The organism is Halomonas sp. PA16-9 (assembly GCF_009728585.1).
Classification (GTDB): domain Bacteria; phylum Pseudomonadota; class Gammaproteobacteria; order Pseudomonadales; family Halomonadaceae; genus Vreelandella; species Vreelandella titanicae.
The window spans coordinates 598,204-612,707 of record NZ_CP040451.1 but is presented as its reverse complement, the minus strand read 5'-3'; the positions used below and the strand labels follow the sequence as shown (position 1 = coordinate 612,707).

Below are 14,504 nucleotides of genomic sequence, written 5' to 3'. Positions count from 1 at the left end.
AACATGGAAGCGAACAAACTCTCAACGTCCGGTGGCAACACCGGATTAATGCACCGGATTGCGCGAATAGCCGATGCCCTGCCCCATCCTTTTATTATGTTTTTTATACTTTTTGTCGTCACGCTAGGCCTGTCGGTTGTGATGAGCTGTGGGTCGAGCCTGTGCGCCACCCTGCCACCGACGAGCTCGTTCAGGTTCGTTCGCTGCTTAGCTGGGATGGGATAAGATTTATGGTGACCGGGGCAGTCACTAACTTCACTAGTTTCCGCCCGCTAGGGCTGGTACTGGTGATGGTATTAGCGCTGGGGCTGATTCAGAAAACTGGCCTCGCCGATGCCACCATCCGACGCATGTTGAGTAATGTGGCGCCGCGCTTTATTACCCGGCGGTGGTCATCACTTCGATCATCGGCAATCTGGTTTCGGATGCGGCGGTTTTCCTGATTCCCCCTTTGGCCGCCATCATGTTTAAAACTGTTGGCCGGAACCCGATTGCCGGCATTATGGTGGCCTTTATCGCCGTTTTTGCCGGTTTTAGCGCCAATTTCTTTATTGCGGGCACAGATCTGCTGCTATCCGGCATCTCGACGGAAGTCGTTCAGAGCGTTCGCCCCGGCTACGAAGTCAGCGTGGTGTCCAACTGGTTCTTTATGTGTGTCTCGGTGCCGTTAATTACCCTGATTATCACCGTCATGAACGACAAGTATGTCGAGCCCATGCTGGCGCGCTTTCAGGATCAGAGTGATGATGAGAACAAAAGCCACGGCGTACAGTTAACCGACACAGAACGGCGTGCGCTGCGCTACACCGGTATAGCGGCACTGGCCTATATCGCGGTTATCCTGCTGCTGATTCTGCCAGCGGGTTCCGGCTTACGCAGCGCTGAAGGGGGTCTGTTACCTTCGCCCTTTATGAGTGGTTTGGTGCCCATCATCGTGCTGTTCTTTAGCCTGTGCGGCATTGTGTACGGCGTTTCGGTAGGTAAGATCAAACAATCCAGCGATGTGCCGCGCTTAATGGAAGCGGCGATGCGCGATATGTGTGGGTTTATTGTCATCGTCTTTATGGTGGCGCAGTTTATTGCCATCTTTAACTGGTCAAACTTGGCGATTGTCAGCGCAGTGAATGGCGCAGATCTACTGCTGCAAATTAATATGCCTACGGCGCTGGCTTTAGTGTGCTTTATTTTACTGGCCGCCGTCGTGAACCTATTTCTTTACAGTGGCTCTGCGCAGGGCGTTGATGGCGCCGATTTTTCTACCCATGCTGATGCTGTTGGGCCTTGAGCCAGAAGCCATCCAAGCGGCGTACAGGGTAGCCGACTCATCGACGAACGTGATTTCACCCATTAACCCCTATCTACCGTTAGTGCTGGCGGTCATTCACCTTTACAACAAGTCATTTACCCTCGGCCATCTACTGACCATCGCCATGCCCTACTCCCTCGCCGTGTTAACCGGCTGGAGCAGCCTGTTCTTTATTTGGTACTGGCTGGGGTTACCGTTCGGACTTTGATCGGCCTTTATTGTCCCAGCATCGCCTCCGCCCACTCACGCACTTCTGGGTAGGCGCGCTGCTCAAAAACCGCGAAGCCGTTCAGGCTGCGGGCTTTGAGCGGGGTAAACACCGGCATGGTCAAGCCACACAGAAAGTGCGCCAGCCGCTGGGCATTGGGCGGCTGTCCGAACTGTTCGGTGTGGCGCTCAATCAGCGGTGTGGCGTAGCGCTGAAAATCGGCCGTCGTTAGCGGTGGCTCGGGCAGCGCATCCGGTAGTTTTATCGGGTGGCCATAACACACAGAGCAATGCCCGCAGCGTCCCTGCTCAGTATTGGATGGTGTATCAAAGGTGCTGTCACCAAAGGTACTATCACCAAAGTGCATGGCTAGCCGCCGAGTCAGACAGCTCCCCGACTCAAACAGCGCTAGCATTGCCTGTAGCCGCTCAATCTCGATTCGCTCCCGATTCAGGCAATCCTCAAACAGCTGGCTCGCCAGCGCCTCAATGGTAAAGTTCGGCTGGCAGATCTCGTAGACATCGGTCATCCGCTTGCCTTCCAGGGTTAGCCAGCCCTTATCTTGAAAGTACTCAAGGGCGGTAATGACGCGAGCACGGGAAGCGTCAATCTGCTGCGCCTGCCCCGCCTGATGTAGGCGGTCAAAATCCACCGTTCCCCAGGTGCGGGCGATAGGAATATTATCGACTAAAAGCCGAACAAAGGCCGCCCGCTCGCCTTCAAAGCGGCTAACTAATTCACTAGGCTCAATGTGATAGCGCAGCCGGTACTCGGCTAGAAATGCGAAGCGCGGGGCGATAATGCCGTGCATTTCCAACCGCACCAGCAGCGTTTTCAGCGGCAACGGGCGGATATTGGTATCGCGGGAAAGCGTATTGAGCAGCACCTCCCACTGACGATCCGGCGCTTGGCCTGCCGCAGCGATCTCTTCCAGCAGGCGATAGATACCAGCATATTCAGGGGTATCGCCGTAAACGAAGTTTTCCAGCACCCGCAAGCCATCCCGCCCGGCCAGGGTCAGGCAGGTAGAAGGCAGGCCGTCGCGTCCCGCCCGGCCAATCTCCTGGCTATAGTTCTCGATGGATTTAGGCAGGTCATAATGCACCACGTTGCGAATATCGCCCTTATCGATGCCCATGCCAAAGGCGATAGTGGCCACGATGCAGGGCGACTCGCCGCTCATAAATTGCCGCTGAATCTCATCCCGTCGCTGGGAATCTAGCCCTGCATGGTAGGCCTGGGCAGCGATACCCTGGGCCGCCAGCACCTTAGCGACTCGCTCGGCAGTTTGTTGCAGGGTGACGTAAATAATCGTTGGCGCTTCGCTACCCGGCTGCATCTGCGGCTTTAGCCAGTTGATCAGCTGCTGCTGGCGACCTTCCATGGCCGGAGATACCAGCAGCTCAAGATTGGAACGGTAAAAGCCGGTAGTAATCACGTTCTCCGGCGCAATGGCAAACTTCTCACCCATATCGGCTATCACCGCTGGGGTCGCCGTGGCGGTGAGCAGCAGCACCTGAGGGATAGCAAAATCGCGCTGGTAGTCCGGCAGTTTGAGGTAGTCAGGGCGGAAGTTATGCCCCCACTCAGAGAGGCAGTGGGCTTCATCGACCACCATGAGTGAAATATGCACTTGGCGCAGAAAGTGGCGAAAGCGCTCATTCTTGAGCCGCTCCACCGAGATCATAAGGATTTTCAGCTCGCCGCTTTTAGCGCGCTCCATCACCTCCCGGGTAGCATCACGGTCTTGGGTGGAATCAATGCTTGCCGCTGCCACGCCGTGGCGGGCCAGAAACGCCAGTTGATCCTGCATCAGCGCCAGCAGCGGCGATACCACCAGGGTTAAGTGCGGCAAATGCAGCGCCGGGAGTTGATAGCAAAGCGACTTCCCCGCGCCGGTGGCAAAAATCGCCGCCGTGGAGTGCCTTTCCAGCACTCTTGACACCACCGCCTGTTGGCCGCCGCGAAAGTCATCGAAACCGAATACTTCTTTCAGCGTCTGCTGGGGTGATGAGGGGGGCATGAGCACTCCTTGATAACGAAATTCCGCCTTAAAACGACTTCTCCAGCGCAAAGCGCGGCTGGGTGTGGCCCTCTTTCGTCACTGTTTCCGTAAACATCTCAAGCGGGCGCACCCAGAGGCCGTAGTCACCGTAAAGGGCACGATACACCACCAGCGGCTCTTCGTTTTCGCTGTGCTGGGCGGTGCCAAGCACTTCGTAGAGGCTGCCTTTATAGTGGCGATAAATACCGGGAACGGGGGCGGTCATTGGCTCTCCTCTTGAGTGGCGTTTGTGGCACTTGGCTGGTTGGCTTTTTTGGCAAGGCGTTCGAGCACTTTTGACGCGGCGACAAAACCAAAGGTGCCGGTTAAAAAAGTCGCAGCACCAAAACCGGAAGCGCAGTCCAAGCGCGTGGCATCACCACTGCCAGGCTTTTGCAGGCACACTTCACCGTCGGCGCCGGGATACACCAACTGCTCGTCGGAGTAGACGCACTCTACCGAGAAGCGCCGTTTGGGGTTGCGGGAGAAGCCGTAATCCCGACGCAGCCGCGAGCGCACTTTGGATAACAGCGGGTCGTGCTCGGTGCGGGTGAGATCCGCGACCTGAACACGCGTGGGATCGGTTTGCCCACCAGCCGCACCGGTCACCGTGATGGGAATTTTGCGTCGCTTGCACCAGGCGATCAGGGCGGCCTTGGCAATCACGCTGTCGATGGCATCCACCACGTGATCGGCGTCATCGGGAATCCGCTGGGCCAGGTTGGTGGGTGTCACGAAGGCAGTATCCGCCACAATCTCAATTTCCGGGGCAATCAAGCGGCAGCGCTCGGCCAGCACATCAACCTTGGGCTGACCGATAGTACCATCCAGCGCGTGGAGCTGGCGGTTGACGTTGGAAACGCAGACGTCGTCCAGGTCGATCAACGTCAGCTTGCCAATGCCCGAGCGTGCCAGCGCCTCTACCGTCCAACTGCCTACCCCGCCGACACCCACCACCACCACGTGGGCATGACGAAATGCCTCGGCTGCACGCTGGCCATAAAGACGGCGAATGCCGCCAAAGCGAAAATCATAATCTGCAGAAGGAGGTTTCACGTTAGCCGTAGGCACAGGCGAGGCGGACGGCATGCTCGATGTAGTAGCTGAGGACATCACAAACTCACTCATAACGCTTGAAGGGCGGAAGGCGTGGTGTGGGGCGGCGTGCGCACGCTATCCAGCGGTAAATGCCCCGCCCAGCCAAGCTGGTTAAACAGCGCGATCATGGTGTCATCCAAGGCACAGCTCAATTGTACACGCTTGTCTAACAGCGGATGGTCAAAGGCCAAATAGGTCGCGGCGAGCAGTAAGCGCGGAGCCTTCATCTGCTCGGCAAAAAAGCGGTTGTGGACACTTTTACCGTGCTTGGCATCGCCAATAATCGGGTAGCCACGCCGGGAAAGATGGCGGCGAATTTGATGGCGGCGACCGGTCATCGGCCGCGCCTCTACCAGGGAGTAGCGCGCCACCGGGTAGCGGTCGACCTGCACGGGCAGCTCGACGCTATCCAGGCGGCGAATATCGGTCATCGCGGGCATAGCGGGCATTTCCGCCTTGGGGCGCGTACCGTCTTCTTCCCTTAGCGGGTAATCCAAACGTTCATTTTCCGGTGCTTTACCGCGCACCACTGCCAGGTAGCGCTTTTCCACCTGGCGCTCGCTAAACGCATCGCTGAGCAGGCCAGCCACTGCCGACGAGAGAGCAAATATCATTACCCAGAGGTCGGCCGATCCAGCCGGTGAACGGGGTAAACCCGCTTGCCAAGCTGGTCGCGTAAGCGTTGAAGCAGAAATTCGGTTTCACCACGCGCCAACGCCGAGCGATGCACCAAAAGCCCTGACGGCTTATGCACCGCGACGAGATACTCATCCTGATAGAGGATGTTGAGTGGCGTCATAACGCTCCCCGGTTAAAGCTAACAATCTAAACAGGGCGCCATTGTCGCGGCTAGGCCGTGAGATGTCATCCGCGCAATACGCTATTCACGCCAGCGCTTGCTAAGAAGGCAGGTGATCAGCAGTTAATTGTTGGTGGAGTAGGAAAGAGCGGCAGTTGCCCAGGCGGGATATGCTCTTTTAGAAACGCTAAAAATGCCTGCGTCGCCGTCGGCAATGTGCGCTTGGCAAGGGTCTGGACTTCAATAAAGCGGGAATCCATGCCCTGGTCTCGAATAGGAATCGCCACTAAGCGCTGTTGCTGAATGCGGTAGCGCACCGATATTTCCCCTGCCAGCGCCACACCGCCCCCGAGCATGGCGAAGTTAATCAAAGCCTCGGTGTAATCGCTGCTAAAAATGGATTCAAACGCCAGGTTTTGACGGCTACAGCAGATATCAAACAGCTGGCGCAGGGTCGTGTCTGGCGAGGGTAACGCCAGCGGATAGTGCTGAAGCTGCGCCAGCGAAATATGTTTTTTAACGGCAAGCTCATGGTGCGGAGAAACCAGCGCCATAATGGGCGCGGGCTGCCTAAGGGCAACGTTAATATCCGCCTCAGGCTTGAGGCTAAAAGTAATGCCGATATCTGCATCGCCTTCCCTGACATACCGAGTCGCTTGGGCGGGCGCCCCCACCATCAGGTGGAAATGAATACCGCTGTAACGCTTGCGAAAAGCCGCGATTGCCGCGGGTAAAAAATCCACGGCAAAGCCTTCCGAACTAGCCAAACGTACCTTGCCCCGCTGTAACCCACGCAAGGCCATTATTTCGCTGCCAATACGGTCTGCCTCAAGCTGCATATGGCGGGCATGCATCGCCAGCAACTCCCCTGCCGCGCTGGGCACCATACCGCGCGCACGACGCTCAAACAACAGCGTATCCAGCTCGCTTTCCAGCCGGGCAATCTGACGGCTAATGGCGGAGGGCGCCACATTTAGCTTCCCTGAGGCTTCACTAATAGAGCCACAGCGAACCACCTCGAGAAAGTAACGTAACGCCGTTTCTTGTAACACGCGTGGATTCATAGTGGCTCCCCCTCACTATAAACATTGCCAAAACGGCAATGATAAGTTCTAAACATTGCACTTGTGGCACTCCTAAGCAATAGATTAGTTTTAATTCAAGGCGGCGGCTCATCTAAAAAACAACAAGCCTCGCCAGTACGCCAAACGCTCATAACCTTCCCTTATTAAAAAACGAGGTATGGCATGCAAACATCGAGAACTCTCTACTGCATTACGTCACTTGCTTTACTCAGCATCGCGACACCCGCATTAGCTGGCAAGGCCAACGATACGCTGGTCTATGCGTCTGACAGCGAACCCGAGAACGTTAGCCCCTACCATAACAATCTGCGTGAAGGCGTTATCCTCGCCCACCTAGCGTGGGACACGCTGATTTACCGCAACCCGCAAACCAATGAGTACGAGCCACGCTTGGCGACAGAGTGGGAATGGGCCGATGACTCGACCTTAGATCTGGTTCTTCGTGAAGGCGTAACCTTTCATAACGGCGAGGCCTTCGACGCCGACGATGTGGTCTTCACCTTCAACTATGCGGTATCACCCGAGTCACGGGTGGTGACACGCCAAAATGTTGATTGGATTGAAAGCGTCGAGAAACTGGATGACTATCAGGTGCGCATCCACCTCAAAGAGCCTTTCCCCGCAGCCCTTGAGTACCTTTCCGGCCCAATGCCAATTTACCCCGATGAGTATTTCCAGGAAGTGGGTATTGAAGGCTTCAGTCGTGAACCCGTAGGTACCGGCCCTTACCGGATTACCAACGTCCGCCCCGGGGATGGCGTTAGCCTAACTCGCTTTGATGACTACTTTGCCGACAGTCCCATTGGTCAGCCGGAGATCGCCAATATCGAGTTCAAGGCCATTGCCGATGCGGACTCACGTATGGCGCAATTAATGTCAGGGCAAGTCGATTGGATCTGGCGTGTACCTGCTGATCAAGCTGAGTCGTTAAGCGGTATGCCTCAGCTTAGCGTGCTTGGCGGCGAAACCATGCGGGTGGGTTATATCGGGCTGGATGCCGCAACACGGGAAGATTCACCGCTAAATGACCTTCGCGTACGCCAAGCCATCAATCATGCGATGAACCGGGAAGGGCTCGCTAACGACCTAGTACGCGGCGGCAGCCAGCCCCTCTACGCCCCCTGCTTCCCGACTCAGTTTGGCTGTGAAACACAAGACGTTATTGAGTATGAGTACGACCCTGACAAAGCCCGCGAACTACTCGCCGAGGCCGGTTACGCCGACGGCTTCGACATTGACCTTCATGCCTACCGTGAACGTGACTACGCCGAAGCGATGATTGGCGACCTGCGTGCAGTAGGCATTAATGCCAACCTGCGCTTTATGACCTCCCCCGCGTTGCTGGAGCTTCAGCGCAACGGTCAAACCGATATGTCGTTCAAAGCCTGGGGCTCCTTCTCTATTAACGATGTCTCGGCGTTCGTCAGCGTCTATTTCACAGGCGGCATTGACGATCTCTGGCAGGACACTCAGGTGCAGGAGTGGTTACAAGTCGCCGATACCTCGGTAGATCCTGATGTGCGCTTAGAGCACTACCAAAAAGCGTTCGCCCGCATTTCCGAGCAAGCGTACTGGGCACCGCTATTCTCCTACTCCACCTATTACGCCCACACCGCTGATCTTGAGTTCACTGCTTACCCCGACGAACTACCGCGCTTTTACGAGGCAAGCTGGAAGTAACGGCGTGATATTTGAACTATCGGCAGCCGTGGCTCTTCCCACGGCTAGCCTTCTATAGCGAAGGGGTGATGCTTTATGTGGGCATTTGTTTTCAAGCGCACGCTAATAGCGCTTAGCGTCGCTCTGACTATTTCGGTTCTCTGCTTTAGTCTGCTGCAGCTCTCGGGTGACTTGGCGCTCTCCATTGGTGGCCCCGAGGCCACCGCCGAGCAGGTAGAACAAATCCGCGTTGATTACGGCCTGGACCGCCCGGTGATTCAGCAATTTACCACTTGGCTGTGGGGAGCCGTGCAGCTCGACTTTGGGCGTTCATATTACTACCAAAGCGAGGTAATGGATCTAGTCGTTGAGCGACTACCGGTGACGATGACCCTAGGAATATTGGCCTTGGCGATTGCGCTGGGCGTGTCTATTCCCCTCGGTGTGGTCGCCGCGCTCAAACGTGGCAGCTGGATAGACCGTATGGCCATGGCGATTGCGGTTACCGGTCAGGCAATGCCGAACTTCTGGTTTGGCTTAACGCTAATCATCGTATTTGCCGTCAAGCTGCAATGGTTTCCGGCCGCGGGCAGCGATAGCTGGCAAGGCTTTGTACTGCCCGCTATTGCGCTGGGCTATTACGCTACCCCGCCATGATGCGCCTGACCCGCAGCGGCATGCTGGAGGTGCTAGAGGCCGATTACATTCGCACCGCACGGGCCAAAGGGCTGCGCACCGGCACGGTGATTTTCAAACACGCCTTGCGCAATGCGGTGATCCCAGTGGTCGCGCTGGCCGCCGTGGAGCTCGGGTTTATGCTCGGCGGGTCAGTGGTTATCGAAACCGTGTTTTCACTACGCGGGCTGGGGCAGTTGGCGTGGAACGCTATTTCACGCAATGACTATCCAGTCGTTCAGGCCATCGTACTGATCATTGCGCTGTTCTATATCGTGTTGACGCTGCTGGCCGACATTCTCAACGCAGCCCTCGACCCACGCCTGCGCGCGCGCTAACGGAGAACACCATGACAGACTCTCTTACCCCATCGGCTACCGCGCTACAAAGCCAATTAACTCCTGCTTGGCAGACGCGCCTATGGCGCAGCACGCTCAATAATCGCAGCTTGGCCATCGGCCTCTTAATCATTGCCTCGTTGGGGATTGTGGCGCTTCTAGCACCGTGGCTGGCTCCCCATGATCCCTACTTACAGGACACCGCTAATCGCATGGTGCCGCCTTTTTGGCACGAAACCGGTAGCTGGACGCACCCCTTAGGTACCGACCGCCTTGGCCGCGACTACCTGAGCCGCCTTATCTTTGGCGCGCGAATTTCGCTGTTTATTGGGCTGGTGGTCGCGCTGATTTCCGGACTGATTGGTACCACCCTGGGGGTCTTGGCGGGCTACTTTGGTGGTCGCGTTGATGCGGTGGTGAGTTACCTGCTGACCACCCGCCTGGCCATGCCCGTGGTGTTAGTGGCGCTGGCTATGGCCTCGCTGATCGGCGGATCAATGCTGACCGTAACGCTGCTGCTAGGGCTGCTGCTATGGGATCGTTTCGCGGTCGTCGCCCGCTCGGCCACCCAGCAGCTGCGCGATGCCGAGTATGTGCAAGCCGCCCAGGCGTTGGGCTGCCCTCTGCCCTACATTCTGCTACGCGAAGTGCTTCCTAACATTGCAGGCGCGTTGATTGTCGTCGCCACCCTTGAGGTCGCCAACGCCATTTTGCTCGAAGCAACGCTGTCATTTCTAGGCATGGGTGTGCAGCCACCCTCGCCCTCCTGGGGGCTAATGATCGCCGAAGGCAAAACCTATATGTTCTTTCAGCCCTGGGTGATTACGATTCCCGGCAGCGCGCTGTTTGTTCTGGTGCTGGCGATTAACTTGCTGGGTGACGGACTACGCGACCTCAGCGCACCGGGAGGCCGCAATGAATAATCTATCTTCAACTGAGCGCTCAACAGCGCCAGCCTCACCGCTTCTCAGCGTTAAGCAGCTACGGGTTGATTTACCCGTAGCCAAGGGCACGCTACACGCCGTGCGGGGCATCGACTTTCACGTTGAGCGCGGTGAAATGCTCTGCCTGGTAGGTGAATCAGGCTGTGGTAAATCCATGACCTCGCTGGCATTAATGGGCCTACTGCCGCGCAAGGCGCAGGTAAACGCCGACTGCCTCAACTTTGACGGCGTTGATCTCCTTACGGTGCCTGAACGCGAGCGCAGCAATCTTCGCGGTGCACGCATGGCGATGATTTTTCAAGAGCCCATGACCGCCCTCAACCCCGCCTACACCCTGGGCAATCAGCTCTGCGAAGCCCTGCGCCGCCACCAGCGGGTATCGCGTCAAGCGGCCCACGATCGCGCCCTCTATTTGCTTAAACGAGTAGGCATCAGCGCCGCCGAAGAGCGTATGCGCCAATATCCCCACCAGCTTTCGGGCGGGTTGCGCCAGAGGGTGATGATCGCCATGGCACTAATGTGTGAACCCGATTTGATCATCGCCGATGAACCCACCACTGCATTAGATGTGACGATTCAGGCGCAAATTCTGCACCTGCTACGCGACTTACAGCAGGAGTTTGGCACGGCGATCATTTTCATCACCCACGACTTGGGTGTCGTTGCGCGTATCGCCGACCGGGTCGCCGTGATGTATGCCGGCGAAGTGATTGAAACCGCCTCTGCACAGGCGCTCTTTAAAGCCCCCAGCCATCCCTATACCCAAGGTTTATTGCGCTGCATACCGACGCCCGGCAAGACACTGCCAGGCAGCCGTTTGCAGGCGATCCCAGGCGTAGTGCCCAGCTTGGTAGGCAAGATCGAGGGCTGCGCCTTTTGCAATCGCTGCGATCAAGCGGATGAGCGGTGCCGAACCACGCCCCCCTTACAGGCTGTGGCAGGCGAGCACTTTTCACGCTGCCACTTTGCCCATCAGCTAGCCAGCCCAGCGCCACTAAACGATCAGGAGGTAACGTCATGACAAGCACCACCTCTCCTGCAGACAGTATGGATCCTCTTGCCCTCGAACTCTGCGCGCTGTCTAAAACGTTCAAACTGGGCGGTGGCATGCTACATAAGCCTCAAACCCTAAAAGCAGTCAATGAGGTATCGCTACGCGTTCCGCGCGGCCAGGTGATGGGGCTGGTGGGCGAATCAGGCTGTGGCAAGAGCACCTTGGCCAAGATGCTGCTGGGCTGACACCCCCTAGTTCAGGCGATGTGCTGATCAATGGCAAAGCGATTGTTAACGCTAACCAAAAGGCACTGGCCCGGCATATACAGCCGATCTTCCAAGACCCTTATTCGTCGCTTAACCCACGCCAGCGGATTGCTCAGATCGTTGGTTTACCGCTACGTATTCACGCGCTAGGCACGCCCCGTGAACAGGCAGCGAAGGTCGATCAGATGCTTGACCTGGTCGGCCTACCCAAACGCGCCGCCCAGCAATACCCCGGGCAAATGTCAGGGGGGCAGCGCCAGCGGGTGGCAATTGCCAGAGCGCTGATTATGCGCCCAGATCTGGTGATTTGTGACGAACCCACTTCCGCGCTGGATGTATCGATCCAGGCGCAGATCCTCAATCTACTGCTCGACCTTAAAGATGAGTTTGGCCTTACCTACCTGTTTATTAGCCACGACCTCGCCGTGGTCGAACATCTCGCGGACCGGCTCGCGGTCATGTATCTAGGCCAGATTGTCGAAGAGGGTACCCGTGAGCAAATCTTCACCTCACCACGCCACCCATATACCCAAGCGCTACTCGCTTCCGCGTTGACCCCGGAGCCAGGTCTAGGCGTGCCCGACATAGGCCTGGGGGCAGGCCAGCCCGACCCCACTCAGCCACCTTCAGGCTGCGCTTTTCACCCCCGCTGCCCAATCGCTCAACCGCAATGCTCAGAGCAGACACCCAAGCTGAGCGCTATTACGCATGCTTCCGGTCAAGCTTTTGGCAAGGGCAGCCAGGCGCGTGTCGCCTGCCACCTTGCCTAAACATATTTAATCAATATTTAACGTTAAAAGGAGTGCCTATGACACGCCAACACGCCTTAGATCATGCCAAAGCTTACTTTGACAGCGGCGATTTTTATGACCAGCTTGCCCCGCGCATTGCCATCCGCAGCGAAAGCCAGGAATCGAATAGACAGGAAGAGCTTCACCGCTACCTTACTGAGCAGATCATTCCGGATATTGAGCAGCTCGGTTTTAGCTGGGACATTGTTGATAACCCGGCTGAAGGGTTTGGGCCGTTTCTGCTTGCTGAACGCCTTGAGCCAGAAGCCTCGTTCAGCGTATTAACTTACGGTCATGGCGATGTCATCCGCGGCTATGACGACCAATGGGCTGAAGGGCTTTCGCCCTGGAAAATCACCCAGCAAGGGGATCGCTGGTACGGACGTGGCACGGCGGATAACAAAGGCCAGCACACCATCAATTTAGCCGCGCTGGGCTGCGTGCTGAAAGCAAGCAATGGGCGCCTGGGCTATAACGTTAAGCTGGTGCTGGAAATGGGCGAGGAGACGGGCTCCCCTGGCTTAAAAGAGATCTGCCACCGCTACCGTGACCGCCTCGCCGCCGATGTGTTTATTGGCTCAGATGGGCCGCGTTTGAATGCCGACGCTCCCACGCTGTTTTTAGGTTCACGGGGTTCCTTCAATTTCGACCTTAAACTCCAGGCCCGTGAAGGCGCTCACCACTCGGGCAACTGGGGTGGCGTATTAAAAAACCCTGCGGTGCGTCTGGCCAATGCACTCGCCACACTGGTGGATGCCAACGGTGTTATTCAAATCCAAGGCCTACGGCCTGACCCAATACCCGAAGCCGTGCGTAAAGCGCTCGCCGCATTGGAAGTCGGCGTCGGCGACAATGCCCCCACTATCGACACTGACTGGGGTGAGCCAGGACTATCGCCCGCTGAACGACTGTTTGGCTGGAACACCTTAGAAGTACTCGCCATGAAGGCGGGCAACCCGGATGCCCCGGCCAATGCTATTCCGCCAACGGCCTATGCCCACTGCCAACTGCGTTATGTGGTGGGCAGCGACCAGGACAATTTTCTAGTCCATTTACGCCATCACCTGGATCAACACGGCTATCACGATATTGAGGTAAGCGCTGCGCGCATGTCGCAAATGGCGGCGACACGACTCGATCCTGAAGACCCCTGGGTAGGCTGGGCGTTGGCCTCTATGCAACGCTCCACCCATAAAACGCCGACGCTGCTACCCAACTTAGGTGGCTCGTTACCCAACGATGTGTTTGCCGAAACCCTGGGCTTACCCACGCTATGGGTTCCACACTCCTACCCCTCCTGCTCCCAGCACGCGCCTGACGAACACCTATTGGGGAGCATCGCTTCAGAGGCACTGATCTTAATGGCGGGGCTATTCTGGGATTTGAGTGACCAAGGATCAGACATCATGAGAGAGAAAGCCTTATGCAAGACGAACTAACCCAACAGGTTTGCGCGTGGCTGGAAGGCCAGCAGCAGGCGATGCAAGATTGCCTTGAGGCGTTGGTCAATATCGACTCCAACAGCTATGACAAAGAGGGTACCGATGCGGTCGCCGACCTGATCACTCAGTGGCTTGAGCAGGATGGCATCACGGTTATACGCCACCAGCGCCCTGACTCAGGCGATATTTTGGAAGCGCATCTGGGGGGAACGGGTCAAGGCCATGTCTTACTCATGGGCCACCGGGATACGGTTTTCCCCACCGGTACGGTGGCGGGCCGAGGCTATACCCAGCAAGACAATATCGGCTTTGGCCCAGGCGTTGCCGATATGAAAAGCGGCCTGGTGATGAACTGCTTTGTTATGCGTGCGCTAAGCCGCCTGCCCACCTGCCCCCTACCCGTTCGCGCCCTGTTTACTGCCGATGAGGAAATTGGCTCGCCGGATGGGCGGGCATTTATCGAAGCGGCCGCCCAGGGGGCACGCGTCGCCTTAAATGTCGAGCCAGGGCGGGTCAGTGGCAATGTGGTGACGGGCCGCAAAGGGGGCGCTGGTTTCTTAATCGAAGTCACCGGCAAGGCCGCTCACTCGGGGGTTAGCCATGCCGATGGCGCCAGCGCGATAGAATCACTCGCTCGAAAAATCATCAAGCTGCATGCGATAACCGACTATGAGGCAGGCATCACCACCAATGTGGGCACCATCACCGGAGGCGTGTCACGCAATACCGTCGCGCCTTTCGCGTCGGCACAGTTGGACACTCGTTTTGTTACCACCGCCCAGCGTGATCAGCTGTATAAAGCCATTGAGGCGATTATCGCGGAACCCGACATTCCACTCTTGCGACCATAGAACA

At 57.0% G+C, this 14,504-nt stretch carries 11 protein-coding genes and 4 pseudogenes; 10 read left to right on the top strand and 5 right to left on the bottom strand.

Annotated elements, in window-relative coordinates:
• Positions 1 to 161 precede the first annotated feature (161 nt).
• A pseudogene (locus tag FDY98_RS26640) lies at positions 162 to 1,285 on the top strand (AbgT family transporter).
• A complete protein-coding gene (locus FDY98_RS26635) occupies positions 1,242 to 1,514 on the top strand; it encodes an AbgT family transporter (RefSeq protein ID WP_340146670.1) in 273 nt (90 codons plus the stop codon). The pseudogene FDY98_RS26640 and the gene FDY98_RS26635 overlap by 44 nt, the downstream one beginning before the upstream one ends.
• 7 nt (positions 1,515 to 1,521) lie before the next feature.
• Here FDY98_RS26635 and FDY98_RS02875 read toward each other — a convergent pair whose 3' ends face one another.
• The 5 genes and pseudogenes from FDY98_RS02875 to FDY98_RS02855 form a co-directional block, all read right to left on the bottom strand.
• Positions 1,522 to 3,537 carry a RecQ family ATP-dependent DNA helicase gene (locus FDY98_RS02875; RefSeq protein WP_027957811.1) on the bottom strand — a complete coding sequence of 672 codons (2,016 nt, stop codon included), beginning with the start codon at positions 3,535 to 3,537 and terminating at the stop codon, positions 1,522 to 1,524.
• 28 nt (positions 3,538 to 3,565) lie between these two features.
• Positions 3,566 to 3,784 (bottom strand): DUF1653 domain-containing protein, encoded by a 219-nt coding sequence (locus FDY98_RS02870; RefSeq protein WP_027957810.1) that lies wholly within the window; start codon positions 3,782 to 3,784, stop codon positions 3,566 to 3,568.
• Positions 3,781 to 4,647 carry a tRNA cyclic N6-threonylcarbamoyladenosine(37) synthase TcdA gene (tcdA, locus tag FDY98_RS02865; protein WP_035537732.1) on the bottom strand — a complete coding sequence of 289 codons (867 nt, stop codon included), beginning with the start codon at positions 4,645 to 4,647 and terminating at the stop codon, positions 3,781 to 3,783. Before tcdA ends, FDY98_RS02870 begins: the two co-directional genes overlap by 4 nt.
• 35 nt (positions 4,648 to 4,682) lie before the next feature.
• Positions 4,683 to 5,455: pseudogene (locus tag FDY98_RS02860) on the bottom strand (pseudouridine synthase).
• A gap of 116 nt (positions 5,456 to 5,571) precedes the next feature.
• A complete protein-coding gene (locus FDY98_RS02855; protein WP_009288367.1) occupies positions 5,572 to 6,519 on the bottom strand; it encodes a LysR family transcriptional regulator in 948 nt (315 codons plus the stop codon).
• 183 nt (positions 6,520 to 6,702) lie between these two features.
• On the opposite strand from FDY98_RS02855, the gene FDY98_RS02850 reads away from it, so the two are divergent.
• The 8 genes and pseudogenes from FDY98_RS02850 (at position 6,703) to FDY98_RS02820 (ending at position 14,500) form a co-directional block, all read left to right on the top strand.
• Complete coding sequence (locus FDY98_RS02850) at positions 6,703 to 8,220, top strand: ABC transporter substrate-binding protein (RefSeq protein ID WP_027957807.1); 1,518 nt, start codon at positions 6,703 to 6,705, stop codon at positions 8,218 to 8,220.
• Positions 8,221 to 8,295: 75 nt separating this feature from the next.
• Positions 8,296 to 9,212 (top strand): annotated as a pseudogene (locus FDY98_RS29240) (ABC transporter permease).
• An 11-nt stretch (positions 9,213 to 9,223) separates the two neighbouring features.
• Positions 9,224 to 10,135, top strand: coding sequence for an ABC transporter permease (locus FDY98_RS02840; protein WP_027957805.1), 912 nt, complete (start codon positions 9,224 to 9,226; stop codon positions 10,133 to 10,135).
• Positions 10,128 to 11,177: an ABC transporter ATP-binding protein gene (locus FDY98_RS02835; RefSeq protein ID WP_051430469.1), complete on the top strand. Its 1,050-nt coding sequence runs from the start codon at positions 10,128 to 10,130 to the stop codon at positions 11,175 to 11,177. Before FDY98_RS02840 ends, FDY98_RS02835 begins: the two co-directional genes overlap by 8 nt.
• Positions 11,174 to 11,682 (top strand): annotated as a pseudogene (locus FDY98_RS29235) (ATP-binding cassette domain-containing protein); the annotation flags it as partial. The gene FDY98_RS02835 and the pseudogene FDY98_RS29235, both read left to right, overlap by 4 nt.
• Entirely contained in the window at positions 11,656 to 12,186 is a 531-nt protein-coding gene (locus FDY98_RS02830; RefSeq protein ID WP_442907955.1) for an oligopeptide/dipeptide ABC transporter ATP-binding protein, read from the top strand. The pseudogene FDY98_RS29235 and the gene FDY98_RS02830, both read left to right, overlap by 27 nt.
• 38 nt (positions 12,187 to 12,224) lie before the next feature.
• A complete protein-coding gene (locus FDY98_RS02825; RefSeq protein ID WP_022520145.1) occupies positions 12,225 to 13,646 on the top strand; it encodes a M20 family metallopeptidase in 1,422 nt (473 codons plus the stop codon).
• Complete coding sequence (locus FDY98_RS02820) at positions 13,631 to 14,500, top strand: M20/M25/M40 family metallo-hydrolase (protein WP_340146665.1); 870 nt, start codon at positions 13,631 to 13,633, stop codon at positions 14,498 to 14,500. The genes FDY98_RS02825 and FDY98_RS02820 overlap by 16 nt, the downstream gene beginning before the upstream one ends.
• The last annotated feature ends 4 nt before the right edge of the window (positions 14,501 to 14,504 follow it).

Excerpts from the sequence above, each read along its gene's own strand:
- FDY98_RS26635 (WP_340146670.1), top strand. The coding sequence starts at position 1,242 with ATGGCGCCGATTTTTCTACCCATGCTGATGCTGTTGGGCCTTGAGCCA.
- FDY98_RS02875 (WP_027957811.1), bottom strand. The coding sequence starts at position 3,537 with ATGCCCCCCTCATCACCCCAGCAGACGCTGAAAGAAGTATTCGGTTTC.
- FDY98_RS02870 (WP_027957810.1), bottom strand. The coding sequence starts at position 3,784 with ATGACCGCCCCCGTTCCCGGTATTTATCGCCACTATAAAGGCAGCCTC.
- tcdA (WP_035537732.1), bottom strand. The coding sequence starts at position 4,647 with ATGCCGTCCGCCTCGCCTGTGCCTACGGCTAACGTGAAACCTCCTTCT.
- FDY98_RS02855 (WP_009288367.1), bottom strand. The coding sequence starts at position 6,519 with ATGAATCCACGCGTGTTACAAGAAACGGCGTTACGTTACTTTCTCGAG.
- FDY98_RS02850 (WP_027957807.1), top strand. The coding sequence starts at position 6,703 with ATGCAAACATCGAGAACTCTCTACTGCATTACGTCACTTGCTTTACTC.
- FDY98_RS02840 (WP_027957805.1), top strand. The coding sequence starts at position 9,224 with ATGACAGACTCTCTTACCCCATCGGCTACCGCGCTACAAAGCCAATTA.
- FDY98_RS02835 (WP_051430469.1), top strand. The coding sequence starts at position 10,128 with ATGAATAATCTATCTTCAACTGAGCGCTCAACAGCGCCAGCCTCACCG.
- FDY98_RS02830 (WP_442907955.1), top strand. The coding sequence starts at position 11,656 with ATGTCAGGGGGGCAGCGCCAGCGGGTGGCAATTGCCAGAGCGCTGATT.
- FDY98_RS02825 (WP_022520145.1), top strand. The coding sequence starts at position 12,225 with ATGACACGCCAACACGCCTTAGATCATGCCAAAGCTTACTTTGACAGC.
- FDY98_RS02820 (WP_340146665.1), top strand. The coding sequence starts at position 13,631 with ATGCAAGACGAACTAACCCAACAGGTTTGCGCGTGGCTGGAAGGCCAG.